General features: G+C 62.5%; 24 protein-coding genes and 2 tRNA genes. 19 read left to right on the forward strand and 7 right to left on the reverse strand.

Features of this window, described 5'->3' with window-relative positions:
- Positions 1 to 342: 342 nt before the first annotated feature.
- Together AWB81_RS17020 and AWB81_RS17025 are read left to right on the forward strand one after the other, a co-directional pair.
- Positions 343 to 1,116 carry an SDR family oxidoreductase gene (locus AWB81_RS17020; RefSeq protein WP_062637413.1) on the forward strand — a complete coding sequence of 258 codons (774 nt, stop codon included), beginning with the start codon at positions 343 to 345 and terminating at the stop codon, positions 1,114 to 1,116.
- A 20-nt stretch (positions 1,117 to 1,136) separates the two neighbouring features.
- Positions 1,137 to 1,577 carry an acyl-CoA thioesterase gene (locus AWB81_RS17025; RefSeq protein WP_062637415.1) on the forward strand — a complete coding sequence of 147 codons (441 nt, stop codon included), beginning with the start codon at positions 1,137 to 1,139 and terminating at the stop codon, positions 1,575 to 1,577.
- Here AWB81_RS17025 and AWB81_RS17030 read toward each other — a convergent pair.
- Positions 1,574 to 2,119 carry a PAS and helix-turn-helix domain-containing protein gene (locus AWB81_RS17030; protein WP_062637548.1) on the reverse strand — a complete coding sequence of 182 codons (546 nt, stop codon included), beginning with the start codon at positions 2,117 to 2,119 and terminating at the stop codon, positions 1,574 to 1,576. The two genes, AWB81_RS17025 and AWB81_RS17030, sit on opposite strands and share 4 nt — an antisense overlap.
- Before the next feature lie 205 nt (positions 2,120 to 2,324).
- On the opposite strand from AWB81_RS17030, the gene AWB81_RS17035 reads away from it, so the two are divergent.
- The 14 genes from AWB81_RS17035 to AWB81_RS17100 all read left to right on the forward strand — a co-directional run bounded on the left by AWB81_RS17035 (position 2,325) and on the right by AWB81_RS17100 (position 15,833).
- A complete protein-coding gene (locus AWB81_RS17035) occupies positions 2,325 to 3,029 on the forward strand; it encodes a CoA transferase subunit A (protein WP_062637417.1) in 705 nt (234 codons plus the stop codon).
- Between the two features lie 2 nt (positions 3,030 to 3,031).
- Positions 3,032 to 3,673 carry a CoA transferase subunit B gene (locus AWB81_RS17040; RefSeq protein ID WP_062637420.1) on the forward strand — a complete coding sequence of 214 codons (642 nt, stop codon included), beginning with the start codon at positions 3,032 to 3,034 and terminating at the stop codon, positions 3,671 to 3,673.
- Positions 3,674 to 3,860: 187 nt separating this feature from the next.
- Positions 3,861 to 4,787: an alpha/beta fold hydrolase gene (locus tag AWB81_RS17045; RefSeq protein WP_062637422.1), complete on the forward strand. Its 927-nt coding sequence runs from the start codon at positions 3,861 to 3,863 to the stop codon at positions 4,785 to 4,787.
- A gap of 54 nt (positions 4,788 to 4,841) precedes the next feature.
- Positions 4,842 to 5,195 (forward strand): RidA family protein, encoded by a 354-nt coding sequence (locus tag AWB81_RS17050; RefSeq protein WP_062637424.1) that lies wholly within the window; start codon positions 4,842 to 4,844, stop codon positions 5,193 to 5,195.
- A gap of 24 nt (positions 5,196 to 5,219) precedes the next feature.
- Complete coding sequence (locus AWB81_RS17055) at positions 5,220 to 7,451, forward strand: RelA/SpoT family protein (protein ID WP_062637426.1); 2,232 nt, start codon at positions 5,220 to 5,222, stop codon at positions 7,449 to 7,451.
- A gap of 129 nt (positions 7,452 to 7,580) precedes the next feature.
- Positions 7,581 to 7,657 (forward strand) — tRNA-Val (locus AWB81_RS17060).
- Positions 7,658 to 7,943: 286 nt separating this feature from the next.
- Complete coding sequence (gene thrS, locus AWB81_RS17065; RefSeq protein ID WP_062637428.1) at positions 7,944 to 9,851, forward strand: threonine--tRNA ligase; 1,908 nt, start codon at positions 7,944 to 7,946, stop codon at positions 9,849 to 9,851.
- A 47-nt stretch (positions 9,852 to 9,898) separates the two neighbouring features.
- Positions 9,899 to 10,423 carry a translation initiation factor IF-3 gene (gene infC, locus AWB81_RS17070; protein WP_087135031.1) on the forward strand — a complete coding sequence of 175 codons (525 nt, stop codon included), beginning with the start codon at positions 9,899 to 9,901 and terminating at the stop codon, positions 10,421 to 10,423.
- 193 nt (positions 10,424 to 10,616) lie between these two features.
- Positions 10,617 to 10,814, forward strand: coding sequence for a 50S ribosomal protein L35 (rpmI, locus tag AWB81_RS17075; protein ID WP_006052501.1), 198 nt, complete (start codon positions 10,617 to 10,619; stop codon positions 10,812 to 10,814).
- 29 nt (positions 10,815 to 10,843) lie between these two features.
- Positions 10,844 to 11,203, forward strand: a complete 360-nt coding sequence (rplT, locus tag AWB81_RS17080; protein ID WP_062637433.1) for a 50S ribosomal protein L20 — start codon at positions 10,844 to 10,846, stop codon at positions 11,201 to 11,203.
- Positions 11,204 to 11,374: 171 nt separating this feature from the next.
- The gene (gene pheS / locus AWB81_RS17085) at positions 11,375 to 12,388 is read left to right on the forward strand and encodes a phenylalanine--tRNA ligase subunit alpha (RefSeq protein ID WP_062637550.1); all 1,014 of its coding nucleotides are present in this window, start codon (positions 11,375 to 11,377) and stop codon (positions 12,386 to 12,388) included.
- Between the two features lie 91 nt (positions 12,389 to 12,479).
- Positions 12,480 to 14,912, forward strand: coding sequence for a phenylalanine--tRNA ligase subunit beta (gene pheT / locus AWB81_RS17090; protein ID WP_062637435.1), 2,433 nt, complete (start codon positions 12,480 to 12,482; stop codon positions 14,910 to 14,912).
- 46 nt (positions 14,913 to 14,958) lie between these two features.
- Positions 14,959 to 15,369 (forward strand): integration host factor subunit alpha, encoded by a 411-nt coding sequence (locus tag AWB81_RS17095; protein ID WP_062637437.1) that lies wholly within the window; start codon positions 14,959 to 14,961, stop codon positions 15,367 to 15,369.
- Between the two features lie 83 nt (positions 15,370 to 15,452).
- Positions 15,453 to 15,833: a MerR family transcriptional regulator gene (locus tag AWB81_RS17100; RefSeq protein WP_062637439.1), complete on the forward strand. Its 381-nt coding sequence runs from the start codon at positions 15,453 to 15,455 to the stop codon at positions 15,831 to 15,833.
- A gap of 162 nt (positions 15,834 to 15,995) precedes the next feature.
- Here the strand turns inward: AWB81_RS17100 and AWB81_RS17105 are convergent, their stop codons facing one another.
- Positions 15,996 to 16,385, reverse strand: a complete 390-nt coding sequence (locus AWB81_RS17105) for a hypothetical protein (RefSeq protein WP_097190316.1) — start codon at positions 16,383 to 16,385, stop codon at positions 15,996 to 15,998.
- Between AWB81_RS17105 and AWB81_RS17110 the strand changes: the two genes are divergently transcribed.
- Positions 16,375 to 16,611, forward strand: a complete 237-nt coding sequence (locus AWB81_RS17110; protein WP_062637443.1) for a hypothetical protein — start codon at positions 16,375 to 16,377, stop codon at positions 16,609 to 16,611. The genes AWB81_RS17105 and AWB81_RS17110 overlap by 11 nt on opposite strands.
- A 14-nt stretch (positions 16,612 to 16,625) precedes the next feature.
- Here the strand turns inward: AWB81_RS17110 and AWB81_RS17115 are convergent.
- The 5 genes from AWB81_RS17115 to AWB81_RS17135 form a co-directional block, all read right to left on the reverse strand.
- Positions 16,626 to 16,702 (reverse strand) — tRNA-Pro (locus tag AWB81_RS17115).
- A gap of 109 nt (positions 16,703 to 16,811) precedes the next feature.
- On the reverse strand, positions 16,812 to 17,186 hold the full coding sequence (locus tag AWB81_RS17120; RefSeq protein ID WP_062637445.1) for a hypothetical protein: 375 nt from the start codon (positions 17,184 to 17,186) through the stop codon (positions 16,812 to 16,814).
- 182 nt (positions 17,187 to 17,368) lie between these two features.
- Positions 17,369 to 18,247 (reverse strand): LysR family transcriptional regulator, encoded by an 879-nt coding sequence (locus AWB81_RS17125; protein WP_062637447.1) that lies wholly within the window; start codon positions 18,245 to 18,247, stop codon positions 17,369 to 17,371.
- Between the two features lie 59 nt (positions 18,248 to 18,306).
- Positions 18,307 to 19,230 carry a LysR family transcriptional regulator gene (locus AWB81_RS17130; RefSeq protein WP_062637449.1) on the reverse strand — a complete coding sequence of 308 codons (924 nt, stop codon included), beginning with the start codon at positions 19,228 to 19,230 and terminating at the stop codon, positions 18,307 to 18,309.
- Between the two features lie 83 nt (positions 19,231 to 19,313).
- On the reverse strand, positions 19,314 to 20,129 hold the full coding sequence (locus AWB81_RS17135; protein WP_062637450.1) for an IclR family transcriptional regulator: 816 nt from the start codon (positions 20,127 to 20,129) through the stop codon (positions 19,314 to 19,316).
- A 232-nt stretch (positions 20,130 to 20,361) separates the two neighbouring features.
- Between AWB81_RS17135 and AWB81_RS17140 the strand changes: the two genes are divergently transcribed.
- Together AWB81_RS17140 and AWB81_RS17145 are read left to right on the forward strand one after the other, a co-directional pair.
- Positions 20,362 to 21,054 (forward strand): 3-oxoacid CoA-transferase subunit A, encoded by a 693-nt coding sequence (locus AWB81_RS17140; protein ID WP_062637551.1) that lies wholly within the window; start codon positions 20,362 to 20,364, stop codon positions 21,052 to 21,054.
- Positions 21,055 to 21,070: 16 nt separating this feature from the next.
- Positions 21,071 to 21,727, forward strand: coding sequence for a 3-oxoacid CoA-transferase subunit B (locus AWB81_RS17145; RefSeq protein WP_062637451.1), 657 nt, complete (start codon positions 21,071 to 21,073; stop codon positions 21,725 to 21,727).
- Positions 21,728 to 21,740: the final 13 nt, after the last annotated feature.

Below are 21,740 nucleotides of genomic sequence, written 5' to 3' on the forward strand. Positions count from 1 at the left end.
AGTCCGGCGGGGCCGCCGCCGACGACCACGACGTCATATTCCATCGACTCGCGGGGGCCGTACTGCTCGATGAGACTCTCCTGGGTCATCCAATGCTCCTATGTACCGTTAGAATGCTTTTTTCGGGGATCGCGTATTGTCAGCGAAACGTCTGGTGGGGTGCAACCGACCATACATCAATTAGCACGATCGTACTATTTATGTGATAGCGTAACGACGTGACCCGAATCCGAATACGAGCGCACGCGGCAGACGCGGGCGCGAAACCGACGCACCAAGGAATCGCCGTGTTGCCGTGACCATGCCGGCGCGGCTGGATCAACCGAACAACAAGGAACCACAATGGGCCGTTCGATCAATCTGGAAGGCAAGGTCGCGCTGATCACGGGCGCCTCCAGCGGACTCGGCAAGCGTTTCGCGCAGGTGCTGTCGCAGGCGGGCGCCAAGGTCGTCCTCGCGAGCCGGCGCACCGAGCGTCTGAAGGAACTGCGCGCCGAGATCGAGGCGTCGGGCGGCGCGGCGCATGTCGTCGCGCTGGACGTCACCGATTCGCAGAGCATCAAGTCGGCGGTCGCGCACGCAGAGACGGAAGCTGGCACCATCGATATCCTCGTCAACAACTCGGGCGTCTCCACGACGCAAAAGCTGACGGACGTCACACCCGACGACTTCGATTTCGTCTTCAACACCAACACGCGCGGCGCCTTCTTCGTCGCGCAGGAAGTGGCGAAACGCATGATCATGCGCGGCAACAGCGCGTCGAAGCCGGGTTACCGGATCATCAACATCGCGTCGGTGGCGGGGCTGCGCACGTTTCCGCAGATCGGCCTCTACGCGATGAGCAAGGCTGCCGTCGTCCAGATGACCCGCGCGATGGCCCAGGAATGGGGCCGCCACGGCATCAACGTGAATGCGATCTGCCCGGGCTACATCGACACTGAGATCAACCACCATCACTGGAAGACCGAACAGGGCCAGAAACTGATGTCGATACTGCCGCGCCGGCGCGTCGGCAAGCCCGAGGACCTCGACGGTCTGCTTCTGCTGCTCGCCGCGGACGAATCGCAGTTCATCAACGGCTCGATCATCTCCGCCGACGACGGCTTCAACCTTTAATCCCGTTTCTGGACGCAGTAATGAGCATCGAAAGCGACTTCCACCCTGTTTTTGAGATGTCCATGCCGATCCGCTGGGGCGACATGGACGCCTTCGGGCACGTCAACAACACCGTCTATTTCCGCTACATGGAGCAGGTGCGCATTTCCTGGTTCGAGCACCTGGGCATCGCCGGCGGCAATGGCGAGGGGCAGGGCCCGGTGATCGTCAATGCGTCGATGGAGTTTCTCAAGCAGCTTCATTATCCTGGCGACGTGATCGGCCGGATGTCGGTCGGCAAGCCGGGACGCAGCAGTTTCGACACGCGTTTCGAACTCTATCGCGCCGACGATCCCGCGACCCTCTATGCGAAGGGCGCCGCGAAGTGCGTCTGGATCGACTATGCGGCGGGCAAGTCGGTGCCGGTTCCCGACCTGCTGCGCCATACCATCGAGACAGCGGTGCCGGTCGTCGCGCCTTAGGTCCCGAGAAGCCGCTGCAGCAGCTCGGTCGCGTTGCCGGTATCGTACTTTCGCATCAGCCGCGCGCGATAGATGTCGACCGTGCGCGGGCTGATCTCGAGCACGCGGCCGATCTGCTTGCTGGTTTTCCCCATCACGAGCTGCGCGGCGATCTCCCGCTCGCGCGGCGTCAGTTCGATCGCGACGCGCCGCGTCGCGCTCAGGTCCTCGAAGGTCCAGATGCCCGCCGCGTGCGGCGCCGACAGATCCAGCGAACGACCGGTCACGTGGCACCAGAAGAGTTCCCCGTTCGCGCGCTTCATGATGCGGTCGTCGGCGTAGCTCCCTTGCGCCGCCATCAGCGCTGCGATCCGCTCGCCGATTCGCGCGAATTCGTCCGGCGACGGGTACAGCACCTCGAACGACTGTCCGATCAGCGCCGTGCGCGGCGCGCCGAAGATCGCGCACAGCGCCTCGTTGCAATCCTCGATGATTCTTTCCCGGGACAAAACCAGTCCGATGGGTGCAAGATGAAACGCGGTTTGGTAATCCAGTTCGGGCATGTCGAGTGGTGTCGGGCGCGCCGCGCTGCGCAACAGTGCGGCGACTGCTTATGTATTTTTGCGTATTGTGCCGGATCGACTTGCCGTCGTACTCTTTCGTCACGCTAAAACGCCGCCGAGAGTCGTAAAGCGCAGTGAAATTGCGACTCGCAGCGGCACAATAAGCCGATTTTCAGTTGGTTCACAACATGGAAGGGACAAACAGATGAACAAGGTCTATCCCGGCGCGAAAGAGGCGCTCGATGGCATCGTCAAGGACGGTCAGACATTCGCCGTCGGCGGCTTCGGGCTGTGCGGCATCCCGGAGGCGCTCATCGCGGCGCTGCGCGATTCGGGCGTGAAGGGCATCACCTGCATCAGCAACAACGCGGGTGTCGATGGCTTCGGTCTCGGTCTTTTGCTGGAGACGCGCCAGATCAAGAAGATGATTTCGTCGTACGTCGGCGAAAACAAGGAATTCGAGCGGCAATATCTCGCCGGCGAACTCGAACTCGAATTCACGCCGCAGGGCACGCTCGCCGAAAAGCTGCGTGCGGGCGGCTCGGGCATCCCGGCGTTCTTCACGAACACGGGCTTCGGCACGATCATCGCGGACGGCAAGGAAACGCGCCAGTTCGGTGAAAACCACTACGTGCTTGAACATTCCCTGACCGCCGATGTCGCGATCGTCAAGGCGTGGAAAGCGGACAAGTCCGGCAACCTGATCTACCGCCGCACGGCGCGCAACTTCAACCCGATGTGCGCGATGGCCGGCAAGATCACGGTCGTGGAGGTGGAAGAAATCGTCGAAACCGGCGAACTCGATCCGGACGCGATCCATACGCCGGGCATCTTCGTGCAGCGCATCGTGCTGAACGCGAATCCCGAAAAGCGAATCGAACAACGCATCGTCCGCGCGAAAGGAGAATGACCATGGCATGGACTCGTGATCAAATGGCCGCGCGCGCGGCGCAGGAACTGCAGGACGGCTTCTACGTGAACCTCGGCATCGGCTTGCCGACGCTCGTCGCCAACCACGTGCCGCCGGGCGTCGAGGTGTGGCTGCAGTCGGAAAACGGGCTGCTCGGCATCGGGCCGTCGCCGACGGAAGAAGAAGTCGACGCCGACCTCATCAACGCCGGCAAGCAGACGGTGACGACGCTGCCGGGTTCGTCGATCTTTTCGTCAGCGGATTCGTTCGCGATGATTCGCGGCGGGCACATCAACCTCGCCATCCTCGGCGCGATGCAGATCAGCAAGAAGGGCGACCTGGCCAACTGGATGATCCCGGGCAAGATGATCAAGGGCATGGGCGGCGCGATGGACCTCGTCGCGGGCGTCAAGCGCGTGGTCGTGCTGATGGAGCATGTGGCGAAGGGCGACCAGCACAAGATCCTCGAAGAATGCACGCTTCCGCTGACGGGCGTGGGCGTCGTGAACCGGATCATCACGGATCTGGGCGTGATCGACGTCACCGAGAACGGGCTGAAGCTGGTCGAGCTGGCATCGGGCGTCACAGCCGAAGAGATTCAGCAGAAGACCGGCGCGCCGCTGGACGTGAGCGGCGTGAAATAAACGACGCGGTCTGCAGGTAAAAGAACGGGCGAAGCGTAAGGCTTCGCCCGTTTTCTTTTTGGGCAGCTTTTTTGCTTGTGCACACTGGCCGTATCCGCTGTTGTCCGTTTGGCCAGCGTTGCCTGCGGCGCGCAAACCCCGCGGCCAAACTGTTTACAATCGATTCGACTCTCATCGAGGAAAGCCCATGTCCACGCCCATCGTCGAAGCCGCTACGTCAACGAAGTTCACCGAAGCCGAGCCGCGCCAGCGCTACGTGCAATGCGCGAGTCCGGTGGGGTTGCATCGCGTTGCGTACACGGAGTGGGGCGATCCGGCGAATCCGCGGGTGCTGCTCTGCGTGCACGGGCTCACGCGCTCGGGCCGCGACTTCGACGCGCTCGCACGCGTGCTTTGCCGCGAGTATCGCGTGGTGTGCCCGGACGTCGCCGGGCGCGGTCTGTCGGACTGGCTCGCCGATCCGAAGTACTACGGCGTGGCGCAATACGTCGCCGACATGGTCACGCTCGTCGCGCGGCTGAACGTCGAGACGGTGGACTGGTTCGGCACGTCGATGGGCGGGCTGATCGGCATGGCGCTCGCGGGCCTGCCGAACACGCCGATCCGCAAGATGCTCCTGAACGACGTCGGACCGCACATCGAGCCGGTGGCGCTGCAGCGCATCGGCCAGTATCTCGGCAAGCCCGCCGATTTCGCGACGCTCGACGAAGGCATCGTCCACGCGGCCACGCTCGCGGCTTCGTTCGGGTCGTTGACGGACGAAGAATGGGCCGCGATCAACACGCCGCTCCTGCGCGAGCGCGAAGGTCGCTGGGGCTTTCGCTACGACCCGGGCATCGCGTTGCCGTTCGCCGCCGCGACGGACGAAACCAATGCCGCCGGCGAGGCGTTCCTGTGGCACTCGTTTGTCTCGATAAAGTCGCCGGTGCTCGTCGTGCGCGGCGAAACGTCCGACCTGCTGTCGCGCGAAACAGTCGAGCAAATGGTCGCGCGAGGCCGGGCAGTCGAGAGTTGCGAGATTGTGGGCGCGGGGCACGCGCCCGCGTTTCTCGCGCCGGACCAGATCGAGGTCGCGCGGCGCTTCTTTCTCGAAAAAAGGGCGGACGGGGCATAATAATGGGCTCGGCGGCGCGCTCATCCCGGGCGCGCGCACACAAAAGGGACACCCATGGCAGTTACTCGTCATCACGTCGGCGCGCGTCTTTCCGAAATCGCGATTCACAACGGCACGGTCTACCTGGCAGGCCAGATCGCCGAAGACACGGAACAGGACATCAGCGGCCAGACCCGCGAAGTGCTCGGACACATCGACCGTCTGCTCGAAGAAGCGAACAGCGACAAGTCGCACCTGCTGTCGGTGCAGATCTATGTCTCCGACATGGCCAATTTCCCCGCGATGAACGCCGTGTGGGACACGTGGGTCGCAGCCGGCAACACGCCGCCGCGCGCTACGGTCGAAGCCAAGCTCGCGAATCCGGCGTGCCTCGTCGAAGTCGTCGTGGTGGCGGCGCAGCGTAGTTAAGCCTTTCGCTGTAGCTTTGATTGCATGACCGATACCGTCGTCTCCCCCGAACTGTTGCCCGAGCCGTCCTTCGACGACGCGCTCGCGTTCGTGCGCGAGCACGCAGGCGACGCGCGGCTCGTGAGCGGCGAGCCGCTCGTCGAGCACGCGCTGGGAACGGCGCGCATCGTGCAGTCGCTCAACATCGACTCGCACGCGGTCGCGGCAGCGGCGCTCTTCACGCTGGCGCCGCATCTCGACGATCCGTCGCATGCGATCGGCGAGCGCTTCGGACCGGAAGTGGAGGCGCTCGTCTCGGACGTGCGCAAGCTCGCGCGCTTAGGCTCGGTCAGTTCGCGCGCGACGCAGGCGGTATTGCCCGAAAGCGGGCGCGATGCGCAGGCCGCGCGCCGGGCGCAGGTCGAGGCGCTGCGCAAGATGTTCCTCGCGTTCGCGCAGGACATCCGCGTGGTGCTGATCCGGCTCGCGTCGCGCGTGCAGTCGCTGCGCTACCACGCGGCGCACAAGAGCGAACCGCCGTCGGACGTGCCGCGCGAGACGCTCGAAATCTACGCGCCGCTCGCGAACCGGCTCGGAATCTGGCAACTGAAGTGGGAACTCGAAGACCTCGCGTTCCGCTTCGAGGACCCCGTCACCTACAAGCGCATCGCGAAGCTGCTCGACGAGCGGCGGGTCGAGCGCGAATCGTATGTGACGAGCGCCATCGCGCGGCTGCAGACCGAGCTTGCGACTGCGCACATCAAGGCCGAGGTGAGCGGGCGGCCGAAGCATATCTACAGCATCTGGAAGAAGATGCGCGGCAAGGAGCTCGACTTTGCCGAACTGAACGACGTGCGCGCGTTTCGCGTGATCGTCGACGACATCAAGGATTGCTACACGGTGCTCGGCATCGTGCACAACCTGTGGCAGCCGGTGCCGAAGGAATTCGACGACTACATCTCGCGGCCGAAGCCGAACGGCTACAAGTCGCTGCACACGGTCGTGATCGGCGACGACGGCCGCGCGTTCGAAGTGCAGATCCGCACGCACGAGATGCATCGCTTCGCTGAATACGGCGTGGCCGCGCACTGGCGCTACAAGGAAGCCGGCACGCGCGGTTACGCGGGCCAGGTGACGGCGAGCGAGAAATACGACGAGAAAATCGCGTGGCTGCGGCAGCTGCTCGCGTGGAAGGACGACGTGTCCGACGCTGAACGGCCCGGGCCCGGCTGGCAGCAGTTGCGCGACGCCACGCTCGACGACGACCATATCTACGTGCTCACGCCGCAGGCGCGCGTGATCGCGCTGCCGCAGGGCGCGACGGCCGTCGATTTCGCCTATCACCTGCATAGCGAACTCGGGCACCGGTGCCGCGGCGCGCGCGTCGACGGCGCAATGGTTCCGCTCAATACACCGCTGCAAAATGGCGAGACGGTGGAGATCGTCGCCGTGAAGGAGGGCGGGCCGTCGCGAGACTGGCTCAATCCGCAACTTGGCTATCTGCACAGCTCGCGCGCGAAGCAGAAGGTGCGCGCGTGGTTCAACGCGGTCGAGGCAGAAGAGAACATCGCGGCGGGCCGCGCGATCGTCGAAAAGACGTTGCAGCGCGAAGGCCGGACGTCGGTGAATCTGGACCAGCTTGCCGGCAAGCTCGGTTTCAAGACGCCCGAGGAACTCTACGCGCTCGTCGCGAAGGAAGAATTCAGCCTGCGCAATATCGAGCAGGCGCTCTCCGACACGCCGCCGCCCGAGCCCGAACCGGAGGCGCCCGAGCAGTTCGAAAAGCGCAGCAGCGGGCAGAGCGTGGCGGCGGGGGCGTCGGCGGGCGTGCTGGTCGTCGGTGTCGATGCGTTGCTCACACAGCTCGCGCGTTGCTGCCGCCCGGCGCCGCCGGACCCGATCGCGGGTTTCGTCACGCGCGGCAAGGGCATGTCGATCCATCGCAGCGACTGCGCGACGTTCAAGCGGATGGCGGAGCGCTCGCTCGAGCGCGTGCTGCACACGACCTGGTCGGCTGACGTGATGGGCGGGCGCGGGCAGTCGGTGTATCCGGTCGATCTGGCCGTCGAATCGAGCGACCGGCAGGGCTTGCTGCGCGATATCTCCGAAGTGTTCGCGCGGGAGAAGATCAACGTAATCGGCGTGAAGAGCCAGAGCCGACGCAATATCGCGTACATGCAGTTCACGGTCGAGGTGTCGAATGCCGCGCAGATCCAGCGCGCCTGCACGCTGCTCGGCGAAGTGCAGGGCGTGATTCGTGCTTCACGCCGCGTCTGAGTGTTGATCTAAGGTATTGAATTGGAAGCGTATTTGGCAGGAAGTTAAACGTATCGGCGAATATTTTCACAGTCACTGCATAAAAACACTTGCCAAGATTCAAAACGGTCCATATAATTTCGTTTCTTCAGGCTCGTAGCTCAGCTGGTTAGAGCACCACCTTGACATGGTGGGGGTCGTTGGTTCGAGTCCAATCGAGCCTACCAACGAAAACGAAATCCCGGTTCGCCGGGATTTCAAAACCGCAGGAAGCGCTCCGGCGCTAAAGGCGAAGAAAAAGATGGCACCGCGAACGTTGACCGAAACATCTTCGGAGCGACGCTAGTCGAGGACCTCTTTCGCCCTTGTGGTGTGTGAGAAAGTGAATGCGGCCCCTCGAATGTGGGGCCGCATTTTTTTTGCCCGTTTGAATTGCCTGCTGCTGCCCTTGAAGTCAACAGGGCCTTGCTGATTTGAACTTGATCGCCGTGTGCCGGCGTCTTGGAGAACGAAATGGTTTCGATACGCTTGCCTGACGGCTCCGTCCGACAGTACGACCACCCCGTGACGGTCGCCGAAGTCGCGGCCTCGATCGGCGCGGGTCTCGCCAAGGCCGCGCTCGGCGGCCGGGTGGATGGCGAACTCGTCGATACGTCGGCGCTGATCGACCATGACGCCTCGCTCGCCATCGTTACCGAGAAGGACGCGGACGGTCTCAACATCGTTCGCCACTCGGCCGCGCACTTGCTCGCCTACGCGGTGAAGGACCTGTATCCGGAAGCGCAGGTCACGATCGGCCCGGTCATCGACAACGGTTTCTACTACGACTTCGCCTACAGCCGTCCCTTCACGCCCGAAGATCTCGAGAAGATCGAAAAGCGCATGCAGGAACTCGCGAAGAAGGACGAGCCGGTGTCGCGCCGCGTCGTCTCGCGCGATGAAGCCGTCGATTACTTCAAGAGCATCGGCGAGAAGTACAAGGCAGAGATCATCGAGTCGATTCCGGCAAGCGACGAAATCAAGCTCTACTCGCACGGCGGTTTCACCGACCTGTGCCGTGGGCCGCACGTTCCGTCCACCGGCAAGCTGAAAGTGTTCAAGCTGATGAAGGTCGCGGGCGCGTACTGGCGCGGCGACTCGAAGAACGAGATGCTTCAGCGCATCTACGGCACTGCGTGGACCAGGAGGGAAGACCAGGAAGCGTACCTGCACATGCTGGAAGAGGCCGAGAAGCGCGATCACCGCAAGCTCGGCAAGCAGCTCGACTTCTTCCATCTGCAGGACGAGGCGCCCGGCATGGTGTTCTGGCATCCGAAGGGCTGGTCGCTGTGGCAGCAGGTCGAGCAGTACATGCGCCGTCGCGTGAACGATGCCGGCTATCTCGAGATCAAGACGCCGATGGTCATGGACCGCTCGCTCTGGGAAGCCTCGGGCCACTGGCAGAATTATCGTGAAAACATGTTCACGACCGAATCGGAGAAGCGCGACTACGCCATCAAGCCGATGAACTGCCCGGGCCACGTGCAGGTGTTCAATCACGGCCTGCGTTCTTATCGCGATCTGCCGCTGCGCTACGCCGAGTTCGGCTCGTGCCATCGCAACGAGCCGTCGGGTTCGCTGCATGGGCTTATGCGCGTGCGCGGTTTCGTGCAGGACGATGCGCACATCTTCTGCACGGAAGACCAGTTCATCTCGGAATCGATCGCGTTCAACACGCTCGCCATGAGCGTCTACAAGGACTTCGGCTTCGACAACATCGGCATCAAGCTCGCGCTTCGTCCCGACCAGCGCGCGGGCACCGACGAAATCTGGGATCGCGCCGAGCAAGGCCTGCGCGACGCGCTGACCGCCTGTGACCTGCAATGGGAAGAATTGCCGGGCGAGGGCGCGTTTTACGGTCCGAAGATCGAATACCACATCAAGGACGCGCTCGGCCGCTCCTGGCAATGCGGCACGCTGCAGCTCGACATGGTGCTTCCGGAGCGCCTGGGTGCGGAATACGTGACGGATGACAACAGCCGCAAGCGGCCGGTCATGCTGCACCGTGCGATCGTCGGGTCGATGGAGCGATTTCTCGGCATTCTGATCGAGCACCACGCTGGTGCGATGCCCGCCTGGCTCGCGCCAGTGCAGGCGGTCGTCCTGAATATCGCGGAAAATCAGGCGGAATACGCTCGCGATCTGGCCCAATCGTTGCAAAAACAAGGGCTTAGAGTTGAGAGCGATTTGCGCAATGAGAAGATTAGCTATAAAATACGGGAGCACACGCTGCAGAAGGTCCCGTATTTGCTGGTCGTCGGCGACAAGGAGCGTGAGGCGAAAACCGTAGCCGTGCGTGCTCGTGGCGGTGTCGATCTGGGTTCCATGCCGGTCGACGCATTCCTCGAACGCCTGCAGCAGGACGTGCAGACGTTCAAGTAAGTCACCCGCAGCGCGGCTTGTTTTTTAATTTTTAGAGGAAACGTAACATCGCTACTGACAAGTCGTCACATCGCATCAACGGTGAAATTACTGCACCTGAGGTGCGCTTGGTCGGAGTGGACAACGAGCCGCTCGGAATCGTGAAACTCGCCGAAGCTTTCCGCCAGTCGGAACAGCTGGACGTGGATCTCGTCGAAATCGCGCCGCAGGCCGTGCCGCCTGTCTGCCGTTTGATGGATTACGGCAAGTTCAAGTACTCGGAAGCGAAGAAGCAGCACGAGGCGAAACTCAAGCAGAAGATCGTTCAGGTCAAGGAAGTCAAGTTCCGGCCGGGCACCGACGACGGTGACTACAACGTGAAACTGCGCAACCTCACGCGTTTCCTCGAAGACGGCGACAAGACGAAAATCACGTTGCGTTTCCGTGGGCGTGAAATGGCCCACCAGGAAATCGGCATGCGCATGCTGGAACGCCTGAAGGCGGATCTCGACGAACACGCGCAAGTCGAACAGATGCCGAAGATGGAAGGCCGCCAGATGATCATGGTGCTGGCGCCAAAGAAAAAGAAGTAATCGATGGATCGCGCCGCTTTGGCGCGGCATCGAAGGAAGTTTCAGGGTGACGCCGGGCAATCGGCGACGCTCATGAAAATGCGGCGGTTGTCACAACCGCTTGCACACAAGTGGCACGTGGGTTTCGAAGGGCGGGAAAGGATCGATGGATCAACCGCACACCCATGTCCATCTAATAAACTGGAGTAGTTTCATGCCGAAGATGAAGACCAAGAAGAGTGCTGCAAAGCGCTTCGTGGTGCGTCCGGGCGGTACCGTCAAGCGCGGTCAGGCCTTCAAGCGCCACATTCTTACCAAGAAAACCACCAAGAACAAACGCCATCTGCGTGGCTCCACGGCTGTTCATGATTCCGATCTGAACTCCGTGCGCGCAATGCTGCCGTTCGCCTAACCCTTAACCGAAACTCATAGGAGCGCAACATGCCTCGAGTAAAACGTGGGGTTACCGCACGGGCCCGTCACAAGAAAGTCATCAAGCTGGCCAAGGGTTACCGCGGCCGTCGCAATAACGTCTATCGCATCGCCAAGCAGGCGGTCATGCGCGCCGGGCAATACGCCTATCGCGATCGCCGCAACAAGAAGCGTGTGTTCCGCGCACTGTGGATCACGCGTATCAATGCAGCGGTGCGTCAGCACGACATGACCTACAGCGTGTTCATCAACGGCCTGAAGAAGGCTCAGATCGAACTCGACCGCAAGGTTCTGGCTGACATGGCTGTGTTCGACAAGGCTGCTTTTGCTGCGATCGTCAAGCAGGTGAAAGCCGCCGTTGCAGCCTAATTGCGAAATTAGTACTGCGTGGTTCGTCGCCGCGAAGATCCGGTAGTTTCGGTGCCGCAGCGACAGAAAACGGGGCTTTCGAGCCCCGTTTTCGTTGGTCGAGCGGAATTGCACATGTGGCTTGCCCGTTCGGTTGAGCAGTTGAACTTCGACGTTGAAATGATGGGATCAATGGACCTGGACCAGATTGTCGCCGACGCGCAAAGCGCCTTTGAAAACGCCTCCGATGCCGCCACGCTCGAAAACGAGAAGGCGCGCTTTCTCGGCAAGTCGGGTGCGCTCACCGAGCTGCTGAAGGGCCTTGGCAAGCTCGATCCGGAATCGCGCAAGACCGAAGGCGCGCGCATCAACGTCGTCAAGGCGAAGGTCGAAGCTCTGCTTACCGCGCGGCGCCAGGCGCTCGCCGACGCGCTCCTGAATCAGCGGCTCGCGGCGGAAGCCATCGACGTGACGCTGCCCGGGCGCGGTCTCGGCGCCGGCACGCTGCATCCGGTGATGCGCACGTGGGAGCGGGTCGAACAGATCTTCGCGACGATCGGTTTCGATGTGGCCGACGGCCCCGAAATCGAGACCGACTGGTACAACTTCACGGCGCTGAACAGCCCGGAAAATCATCCGGCGCGTTCGATGCAGGATACGTTCTATGTCGACGGCAACGATGCCGACGGCCGGCCGCTGCTCCTTCGCACGCACACGAGCCCGATGCAGGTGCGCTACGCGCGCATGAACAAGCCGCCGATCAAGGTGATCGTGCCGGGCCGTACCTATCGCGTGGACAGCGACGCCACGCACTCGCCGATGTTCAACCAGGTCGAAGGCCTGTGGATCGAAGAGAACATCAGCTTTGCGGACCTGAAGGGCGTCTATACCGACTTCCTGAAAAAATTCTTCGAACGCGACGACATTCTCGTGCGCTTTCGCCCGTCGTACTTTCCGTTCACCGAACCGTCCGCCGAGATCGACATGATGTTCGAACACGGCAAGAACGCCGGCAAATGGCTCGAGATTTCGGGTTCCGGTCAGGTCCATCCGACCGTCATCCGCAACATGGGCCTCGACCCGGAGCGCTATATCGGCTTTGCGTTCGGCAGCGGCCTGGAGCGCCTGACGATGCTGCGCTATGGCGTGCAGGACCTGCGCCTTTTCTTCGAAAACGATCTGCGTTTCCTGCGGCAGTTCGCGTAAAGCGCCGCTCGCCCACGATGCCCGGCGCGTCATGAATTTGAGACGACGTCAGACCGGGCGCAGACACCACTCATTTCGAACGTAGACACACATGCAATTCCCTGAATCCTGGCTTAGAAGCTTTGTCGATCCGAAACTGACCACCGACGAACTGTCGCACGCGCTGACGATGGCCGGTCTCGAAGTCGAAGGCTTGCAGCCGGTCGCGCCGCCGACCACGAAGATCGTCGTCGGGCAGGTGCTGGAAGTGGCGAGGCACCCGAACGCGGACAAGCTGAACGTCTGCCAGGTCGATGCCGGCACGGGCGAGACGCTCAACATCGTGTGCGGTGCGCCGAACGTGTCGCCCGGCATCAAGGTGCCGGTCGCGCTGGTCGGCGCCGAACTGCCGCCGGCCGAAGCAGGCGGCGCGCCGTTCGCGATCAAGCTGTCGAAACTGCGCGGCGTCGAGAGCCAGGGCATGCTGTGTTCGGCGCGGGAACTCAAGCTCTCGGAAGATCACAGCGGCTTGCTGATTCTTCCCGCCGATACGCCCATCGGCCAGGACATCCGCGAGACGCTCAATCTCGACGACACGGTGTTCGAAATCAAGCTGACGCCGAACAAGGCGGATTGTCTGTCGGTGTTCGGCGTCGCGCGCGAGACGGCCGCGATCACCGGCGCGCCGCTCGCGACGCTCGACATGCCGCCGGTCAACGCGACGCTCGACGAAAAGCTGCCGGTCAAGGTCCTCGCGCCCGACCTGTGCGGCCGTTTCTCCGGCCGCGTGATTCGCGGCGTGAACGCGCATGCAAAGGCGCCGCAATGGATGGTCGAACGGCTGGAGCGCTCCGGCCAGCGCAGCATTTCGGCGCTCGTCGACATCTCGAATTACGTGATGCTCGAACTCGGCCGTCCGACGCACGTGTTCGATCTCGACAAGATCCACGGCGGTATCGAAGTGCGCTGGGCGAAGAAGGGCGAGTCGCTCAAGCTCCTGAACGGCAACACCGTCGAACTCGATGAGACCGTCGGCGTGATCGCCGACGACCATCAGGTAGAAAGCCTCGCGGGCATCATGGGTGGCGACAGCACGGCGGTGACGCTCGAAACGACGAACATCTATCTCGAAGCCGCTTTCTGGTGGCCGGACGCTATTCGCGGCCGCGCGCGCAAGTACAACTTCTCGACCGACGCGGCCCATCGCTTTGAACGCGGTGTCGACTACTCGACGACCGTCGAGCACATCGAGCGCATCACGCAACTCATCCTGGATATTTGCGGCGGCGCGGCCGGCCCGGTCGACGATCAGGTCGTCAACCTGCCGAAGCGCGCGCCGGTGACGATGCGCGTCGCGCGTGCACACCGCATCATCGGCATCGAGATCGGCGGCGAAGAGATCGCTCAGATTTTCACGCGGCTCGGTCTCGCGTTCGAGCGCGATGGCGACACCTTCTCGGTGACGCCGCCGCCGTATCGCTTCGACATCGAGATCGAAGAGGATCTGATCGAGGAAGTTGCGCGCATTTACGGCTTTGAGAAGATTCCGGCGCGGCCGCCCGTCGCCAAGAGCGAAATGCGTCCGACCAACGAGACGAAGCGCTCGATCCACGTGATCCGCCACGCGGTCGCCGCGCGCGACTACGCCGAGACGGTGAACTTCAGCTTCGTCGATGCCGAGTGGGAGCAGGACTTCGCGGGCAACGACAATCCGGTCAAGCTGCTCAATCCGATCGCGAGCCAGCTCTCGGTCATGCGCACGACGCTCTTTGGCAGCCTGATCAATGTGCTGCGCTACAACCTGAACCGTCGCGCGGAGCGCATCCGCGTGTTCGAGGCGGGCCGCGTGTTCCTGCACGATCCATCGATCAAGGCTGGCGAACTCGCCGTCGAAGGTTTCGCGCAACCGAAGATGATCGGCGGCCTCGCGTACGGGCCGGCGCTGGACGAGCAGTGGGGCGCGCCGTCGCGCACCGTCGACTTCTTCGATGTGAAGGGCGACGTCGAGGCGCTGTTCGCGCCCGTCGTGCCGTGCTTCGCTACGGCCGAGCATCCGGCGCTGCATCCGGGACGCAGCGCGCGTATCGAAATCGATGGCCGGAAGGTGGGCTGGATCGGCGAACTGCATCCGCGCTGGCTGCAAAAGTATGACCTCCCGCTGGCGCCGATTCTTTTCGAAATCGAAGCGGAAGCGCTGATGGAACGGTCGCTGCCGGTGCCGTCGGAAGTGTCGAAATTCCCGCCGGTGAAGCGCGATATTGCGATCGTCGTCGACCAGAAAGTTGAGGTTCAGGCGCTCATTGACGAGCTCGAAAACGCCCGTTCCGAACCCGCGTGCAAGCACGTCACGAGGGTTGCCCTGTTCGACGAATTTCGTCCAAAATCAAGCACTTCCGGTGGGTTGGGGGCGCACGAGAAAAGCCTTGCCTTCCGTGTGACGTTGCAAGATACTGGCGGGACGCTTCAGGACGAAACGGTCGAAACGGCCATCAAAACGCTGGTGGATCGCTTGGCTCGAGTACATGGCGCGCGGTTGCGCGGATAGCCTTTGGTTGGCCCCTCCGTCTTCATCGTCACGCCATTTTTATGATATGAACCAAATGAACTCGAGTGATTTCGAAGCCCTTCTTTCGGCGCAACGCAGCGCCATGATCCGAGATATCCCGACTTCGAACGGCGCGGCGTCCAACGAGACGCCGACGCTCACGAAAGCCGAACTGGCCGAGATGCTGTTCGACCACGTCGGACTCAACAAGCGCGAAGCGAAAGACATGGTCGAAGCCTTCTTCGAAGTCATTCGCGATGCGCTCGAAAGCGGCGACAGCGTCAAGCTGTCCGGCTTCGGCAATTTCCAGTTGCGCGACAAACCGCAGCGGCCGGGACGCAATCCGAAGACGGGCGAAGCGATTCCGATCGCCGCGCGTCGCGTAGTCACGTTTCACGCGAGCCAGAAACTGAAGGCGCTGGTCGAGACCGGCGCGGAAACCAGCTTCGGCCGCTGACGGACGAAACCGCGCTGCCTCGCGTTTGAATTTGCATATTGGCCAGCGCCTCTGCGATATCCACCCACGAAGGTTGATCGACGATGGAAAAAGTCGTCTTGCCTCCGATCCCGGCCAAGCGCTACTTCACGATTGGTGAAGTCAGCGAACTATGCGGCGTGAAACCGCATGTGCTGCGCTACTGGGAACAGGAGTTCACGCAGTTGAGGCCGGTCAAGCGGCGCGGGAATCGTCGGTATTATCAGCATCATGAAGTGCTGCTGATCCGGCGTATCCGCGAACTGCTTTACGAACAAGGCTTCACGATCAACGGGGCGCGGAACCGGCTCGATTCGCATGGCCGCGTGAACGGCGACGATGGCGACGAAGCCGAGATCGGCGCGCAATCGGCGGCTCAGGTTGCGGTCGATGTGGAGCAGTTGAGGAAGGAAATCCTGCAGGTGATCGATCTGCTTGGCGGGTAAGCCAGCTTTTCGAATCGAGTTGAATTGAAGCGCCGCGACGAGAGTCGCGGCGTTTTCGTTTTGAAGCCTCGCAGATCGGCAGGGACGATGGTCAAGCAACGAGCCGGTTCGCTCCGCGTGCCTGGCGAATGATCGGCCAATACGCGCGCGGGCCTCGAGATACTACTCGTGCTCGGCTTCGACGACGGGTTCGTAGACCCACGCAAATTTCAGCGGGGTGAGCCATCTGAAACTTGTCATCGTTTCTTCCTGGAACGTGCATTCGACCGCCGCGGGAACATTGACGGTCGCCACCTTGACGGTGCTGGTCTGGCCGCCCTTGATCTGCGTCGTCACGAGCGTGCGCGACACACTCTTGTAGCTGCCCTCGACCACGACGCGCGATCCGCGATGCGCGATTTTCGTCGCCTCGACGGCCAACGGCACGTCGGCAGTCGGGTAGGTGGCGATCATCTTCTGCTTGCACTGCTGGCCGTTTTGGTAGCCCGTTGTGCATGCAGCAAGAACACACGCGAGGCCGGCGAGCATCACGCGCGAAGCAATGGTTCTCATATCGATCCTGAAAAATGTCGCCGGAAGTCTACCGCACTCTTCGCGGCAGATGGCGGATGGAGCAAGCTCAAGATCCGCTGAGATTACCGGCGAGCGGGATGCGATCCACATCGAATGGCCAGTCGGCCATGCTCTTCAGAACTGCTCGGGTATGAACGGCGAGTGTCGCGTGTCTGTGAAGGACATTGAAGCAGAAAAGAAAAAGGACCTAGCCGGTGAAGGCTAAGTCCTTGATTTCCTTGGTCGGGGCGAGAGGATTTGAACCTCCGACCACCTGCACCCCATGCAGGTACGCTACCAGGCTGCGCTACGCCCCGAAAGAGGAAAAGTATATCAGACGGGTTTCGTATTGAGAACCCTTGGAAAGCCTTTGCCGACGACGCTTCGCAAATCCACTCACTATGCGCGCGTGCAATCGCGACAACCTCAACCCGCCAACTCCGACTGCGTATACTCCGACGTCTGGATGATGACCGGCCTCCGGCCCCGGCTGCGTGAGCGCTGCCGGAAGCGAAGCGCGAGCACGATACCCACGGCACAAATCACATACGCGACGACACGTTCCGTCCAGGCCGATATCGACGCCAGGTTCACATAGCTTGTCCGCTCTGCCGACGTTGCCGAAGCGAACACGTGAATGAGCACGAAGTCGAGCGCCATGGCGAGCAGGCAGAAGCCGACGAAGATCAACGCGCCTTTCCACCGTGCCACGCGCAGGCTCGCGTTGATCGTGTTGCAGATGAACACGGCCGCTCCGAGCAGCATGAAGTTGAGGAACAGTTGAAACCACGGGAAGTTCATCGCGGATCCGATCGCAGTAGGAGTGGGAAGGCTCGTTCGTCGCTCGCCACGCGGCTCGAAGGGAACTGGGCGAGAGACCAAAATCGGGCGGGATCTTCACACAGCGGCCGGTGGGCTTGAATACGAGTTATCCTAAATGACTAAGGCCTTCGGTCAGCGTCCGGGCCAGCAACGCCCCCCAGTCAGCCCAGCGACTCGGACAGGAAATCGATGAACGTACGCACCTTCGTCGTCATGTACTTGCGACTCGTATAGACCGCGTACACCGAAGGCGCGAACGCGGCATAGTCCGGCAGCACGCGCACGAGATGGCCCGCCGCGAGTTCGGGCGCCACGATCCACTCCGGGAAGTACGCGAGTCCGAGCCCGGCGCGTACGAGCTGAAGCGACATCGACGTGTCGTTGGTCTTGAACACCGCCTGATTCTTCACGGTGAAGGTGCCGTCCGGCCCGCTCAGTTCGACCGTCTCGATGTTGGTGTAGGTCGGCAGGATCACGCGATGCCGGTCCAGATCGTCAGGGCGGCGCGGCGTGCCTTTGCGTTCGAGATACGCCGGCTCGCCCGTGAGGATGAACGGCACCTTGCACAGCGGCCGCACGATCAGCGAAGGCGACGGCTCTGACGTCGCACGGAGCGCCAGGTCGTAGCCTTCCTCGACGAGATCGACGAAACGGTTCTCCAGGCGAAGGTCGATCAGTACCTCGGGATAACGTTCGCAGTAGGCCACCAGGATGTCGGCGAACTTGCGCGTCGCGAACCAGCCGGGCGCCGTCACCTTCAACACGCCTTGCGGATGCGCCGTCTGCGCGCCGACGGCCGCTTCGGCGGCCTCCAGGATGTCGAGCGCCTCGCTGCACTGCTCGAAATAGACGCTGCCGGCTTCGGTCAGGCTCAGATGGCGCGTCGTGCGGTTGAGCAGGCGCACGCCGAGCTGGCGTTCGAGATTCGCGACATGCTTGCTCGTCATCGCGGTCGAGATGTCGAGGCGCTCGGCGGCCTTCACGAAACTTCCCGCTTCGACGACTTCCCGAAACACCCGCAAGCTGGTCAGCGCATCCATCGATCATTTCCCGGCAGGAAACAAAACTCCCATTCTAGCCGGGTGATCGTGGGGCGCCGTCACTTCGGCCATTCATCCAGCGCATCGTTGAACAACGACGCGACGACGCCGCGCAGCCACATCGTGCGCGCGTCGTTGTGGAACTTGCGATGCCAATGCTGCCGGAGATCAAAGCGCGGCAGGGGCAGTGGCGGCTCGGTGAGCGTGATCGACGCATGTTCGGCGACATAGGCGAAGCCGATCGCGTGCGGAACGGTCGCGATCAGATCCGTGCGCGAAAGAATGAACGGCAGGCTCATGAAGTGCGGCGTTTCGAGCACTGCGCGCCGGCGAATACGTTGTTTGTCGAGAAAATTCTCAAGGATTTCCTGGCTGCGTCCTTCGGCGCGCACGACGGCGTGTCCACATTCGATGAACTGCTCGAGCGTGAAAGGCCCGCGCGCGAACGGATGATCGCGCCGCATCAGGCAGATGAAGCGATGCGAGAAGAGCCGCTGCTGAAAGAAGTTGTTGCCGCCAAGGTCCGGGAAATAGCCGACCGCGAGATCGATGTCGCCGGCTTCCAGCCCGCGTTCGACTTCGCCGTGCGCGAGCGACACGGAGCGCAGGTTCGCATGCGGCGCCTCGACGGCAAGCGCTTGCAGAAGGCGCGGCAGGAATACGATCTCGCCGACGTCGGACAGGGCGATCGAAAACGTGTCGGTCGTGGTGGCGGGATCGAAATGCTGGGTGTCGAGGAGGCCTCGTTCTATGCGCCCGAGCGCCTCGCGAGCGGCGGGCACGAGCGAGAGCGCACGCGGTGTCGGCTCCATCCCGCGCGAAGTCCGCACGAACAGCGGATCGTTGAAGTACTCGCGCAGCCGGCCGAGCGCCGTGCTCACGCGCGGCTGGCTCACGCCGAGCCGCTCGGCGGCGCGGCTCACGTTGCGCGTCTCCTCGATCGCGACGAGATACGGGATGAGGTTCAGATCGAGGTCGTTCATGCGGCGGCGTTTTCTACGCGGTTATCGGCTGGCGAGATAGAGGGTAACTTCTCTTTCGCCTTTTCGAATAGTGGAGCTTGTGCCTATCCGCGCCGCGCGACCATCTCCGAGACGCGCTGTGCCGCGTCCTGCAGCGGCTCGAGAAACGCCTTCACCATCTGCTTCGCGCTCTTTCGCTGCGCGTTCCCGCTGATATTGAGCGCCGCGATCACGCGGCCCTGCCGGTCGCGGATCGGCGCGGACATCGAAATCAGCCCTTCCTCCAGTTCCTGATCGACGATCGCCCAGCCCTGGCGGCGCACGACACGGATCGCAACTGCGAGCGTGGCCTTGTCGATGAGCGTGCGCGGCGTGCGGACGACGAGTTCGCTCGCGTCGAGCACGGCATCGAGTTGCGCGTCGTCGAGCGCGGCGAGGAGCACGCGGCCCATCGACGTGCAGAACGCCGGCAGACGGCTGCCGATCGAGAGGTTCTGCGTGATGATCTTGTGGGTCGGCACGCGCAGCACGTAGACGATGTCCGTGCCGTTCAGCACGGCGGCCGAGCAGCTTTCGTGCACCTGCTCGACGAGTTCCTCCATCACCGGCTCGGCGAGATTCCAGAACGGCATCGACGTGAGATAGGCGAAACCCAGGTCCAGGATCTTCGGCGTAAGCTGGAAGCGGCGCCCGTCGGCCTCGACGTAGCCGAGCGCCTGCAGTGTCAGCAGGATGCGGCGCGCGCCCGCGCGCGTGAGGCCTGAGGCGGCGGCCACTTCGGTCAGCGTCTGCGCGGGGCGGCTCGAATCGAACGAGCGGATTACGGCCAGTCCGCGCGCGAACGACTGGACATACGAATCGCCGGGCCTGGATGCTTCCGGCTCGTCGGCGGCGGGAGCTTGCTGCAGATCGTTATTCATGGAGCGAAAGTGAGAGCGGGGCCGTCCGTCGGTAAAAACCCCTAGTTCGTTGACACGACAACGAACGCCGGAATAACATCGCGATGTTCGCTAATCGAATCGATGTTCGCATGTCGAACAATTCGGATCAAGTGTTTTGAACAAGCAGGTTAACCCCGAGTCCGGTCCGGCATATCGTGTTCGCGTCGAGCGCTTCGCAAAGCCGCCGGGCCACTCGCAGGAGAAGAACGGCATGATCAACAAGATTTTCGATTCGCTCGCGTCGGCGGTGGCGGATGTGCACGACGGAGCGACCATCATGATCGGTGGTTTCGGCACGGCGGGCATGCCGTCGGAACTGATCGACGCACTAATCGAGCAGGGCGCGCGCGAGCTCACGATCGTCAACAACAACGCCGGCAACGGCGAGACGGGCCTCGCCGCGCTCCTCAAGGCGAAGCGCGTGCGCAAGATCATCTGCTCGTTTCCGCGCCAGACCGACTCGCAGGTCTTCGACGCGCTCTACCGCGCGGGCGAAATCGAACTCGAACTCGTGCCGCAGGGCAATCTCGCGGAGCGCATCCGCGCAGCAGGCGCGGGCATCGGCGGCTTTTTCACGCCGACCGGCTTCGGCACCAAGCTCGCGAAAGGCAAGGAAACGCGCTTGATCGACGGCAAGCACTACGTGCTCGAAGCGCCGCTGCACGCCGATTTCGCGCTCGTGAAGGCATATAAGGGCGACCGCTGGGGCAATCTGGTCTATCGTAAAACTGCGCGCAACTTCGGGCCGATCATGGCGAGCGCGGCGAAGACCGCGATCGTGCAGGTGTCGCAGGTCGTCGAACTCGGCGCGCTCGATCCGGAAAACATCATCACGCCGGGCATTTTCGTGCAGCGCGTCGTGGAAGTGCCGCAAGCCGTCCACCAAGCCGAACTCGCGGCCTAAGCAGAAAGGAACAGCCATGAAAAAACTGACTCGTGACGAAATGGCGAAGCGCGTCGCCGCCGACATTCCCGAAGGCGCCTACGTGAACCTCGGCATCGGCGTGCCGACGCTCGTCGCCAACCATCTCGCGGCGGACCGCGAAATCTTCCTGCACAGCGAAAACGGCCTGCTCGGCATGGGACCGGCGCCGGCCAAGGGCGAGGAAGACGACGAACTCATCAACGCCGGCAAGCAGCACGTGACGCTGCTCACGGGCGGCGCGTATTTCCACCACGCCGATTCGTTCGCGATGATGCGCGGCGGCCACCTCGATTTCTGCGTGCTCGGCGCGTTCCAGGTGTCGGCGAAGGGCGATCTCGCGAACTGGCATACCGGCGCGCCCGACGCGATTCCGGCGGTCGGAGGCGCGATGGACCTCGCGATCGGCGCGAAGCAGGTCTACGTGATGATGGAATTGCTGACGAAGCAGGGCGAAAGCAAGCTGGTCGCGGAGTGCTCGTACCCGGTGACGGGTGTGGACTGCGTCGATCGCGTGTACACCGATCTCGCCGTGTTCGACGTGACGCCGGAAGGCTTCGTCGTGCGCGAAATCGTCGATGGCTTGTCGTTCGAAGAGCTCCAGGAACTCGCCAAGGTGCCGCTGCAATACGCGCCGCTGACCGAAGCCGCCTGAACCGCTGCCTGTA

It is taken from the genome of Caballeronia arationis (assembly GCF_001544975.2).
Lineage (GTDB): Bacteria > Pseudomonadota > Gammaproteobacteria > Burkholderiales > Burkholderiaceae > Caballeronia > Caballeronia arationis.

Coding starts and splice junctions, on each gene's coding strand:
- AWB81_RS17125 (WP_062637447.1), bottom strand. CDS start 18,247: ATGGATGCGCTGACCAGCTTGCGGGTGTTTCGGGAAGTCGTCGAAGCG.
- AWB81_RS17030 (WP_062637548.1), bottom strand. CDS start 2,119: ATGCCCGAACTGGATTACCAAACCGCGTTTCATCTTGCACCCATCGGA.
- rpmI (WP_006052501.1), top strand. CDS start 10,617: ATGCCGAAGATGAAGACCAAGAAGAGTGCTGCAAAGCGCTTCGTGGTG.
- AWB81_RS17105 (WP_097190316.1), bottom strand. CDS start 16,385: ATGAGAACCATTGCTTCGCGCGTGATGCTCGCCGGCCTCGCGTGTGTT.
- AWB81_RS17045 (WP_062637422.1), top strand. CDS start 3,861: ATGTCCACGCCCATCGTCGAAGCCGCTACGTCAACGAAGTTCACCGAA.
- AWB81_RS17100 (WP_062637439.1), top strand. CDS start 15,453: ATGGAAAAAGTCGTCTTGCCTCCGATCCCGGCCAAGCGCTACTTCACG.
- AWB81_RS17020 (WP_062637413.1), top strand. CDS start 343: ATGGGCCGTTCGATCAATCTGGAAGGCAAGGTCGCGCTGATCACGGGC.
- thrS (WP_062637428.1), top strand. CDS start 7,944: ATGGTTTCGATACGCTTGCCTGACGGCTCCGTCCGACAGTACGACCAC.
- AWB81_RS17055 (WP_062637426.1), top strand. CDS start 5,220: ATGACCGATACCGTCGTCTCCCCCGAACTGTTGCCCGAGCCGTCCTTC.
- AWB81_RS17050 (WP_062637424.1), top strand. CDS start 4,842: ATGGCAGTTACTCGTCATCACGTCGGCGCGCGTCTTTCCGAAATCGCG.
- AWB81_RS17110 (WP_062637443.1), top strand. CDS start 16,375: ATGGTTCTCATATCGATCCTGAAAAATGTCGCCGGAAGTCTACCGCAC.
- pheS (WP_062637550.1), top strand. CDS start 11,375: ATGGACCTGGACCAGATTGTCGCCGACGCGCAAAGCGCCTTTGAAAAC.
- AWB81_RS17130 (WP_062637449.1), bottom strand. CDS start 19,230: ATGAACGACCTCGATCTGAACCTCATCCCGTATCTCGTCGCGATCGAG.
- AWB81_RS17140 (WP_062637551.1), top strand. CDS start 20,362: ATGATCAACAAGATTTTCGATTCGCTCGCGTCGGCGGTGGCGGATGTG.
- AWB81_RS17120 (WP_062637445.1), bottom strand. CDS start 17,186: ATGAACTTCCCGTGGTTTCAACTGTTCCTCAACTTCATGCTGCTCGGA.
- AWB81_RS17025 (WP_062637415.1), top strand. CDS start 1,137: ATGAGCATCGAAAGCGACTTCCACCCTGTTTTTGAGATGTCCATGCCG.
- AWB81_RS17035 (WP_062637417.1), top strand. CDS start 2,325: ATGAACAAGGTCTATCCCGGCGCGAAAGAGGCGCTCGATGGCATCGTC.
- AWB81_RS17095 (WP_062637437.1), top strand. CDS start 14,959: ATGAACCAAATGAACTCGAGTGATTTCGAAGCCCTTCTTTCGGCGCAA.
- rplT (WP_062637433.1), top strand. CDS start 10,844: ATGCCTCGAGTAAAACGTGGGGTTACCGCACGGGCCCGTCACAAGAAA.
- AWB81_RS17040 (WP_062637420.1), top strand. CDS start 3,032: ATGGCATGGACTCGTGATCAAATGGCCGCGCGCGCGGCGCAGGAACTG.
- AWB81_RS17145 (WP_062637451.1), top strand. CDS start 21,071: ATGAAAAAACTGACTCGTGACGAAATGGCGAAGCGCGTCGCCGCCGAC.
- AWB81_RS17135 (WP_062637450.1), bottom strand. CDS start 20,129: ATGAATAACGATCTGCAGCAAGCTCCCGCCGCCGACGAGCCGGAAGCA.
- pheT (WP_062637435.1), top strand. CDS start 12,480: ATGCAATTCCCTGAATCCTGGCTTAGAAGCTTTGTCGATCCGAAACTG.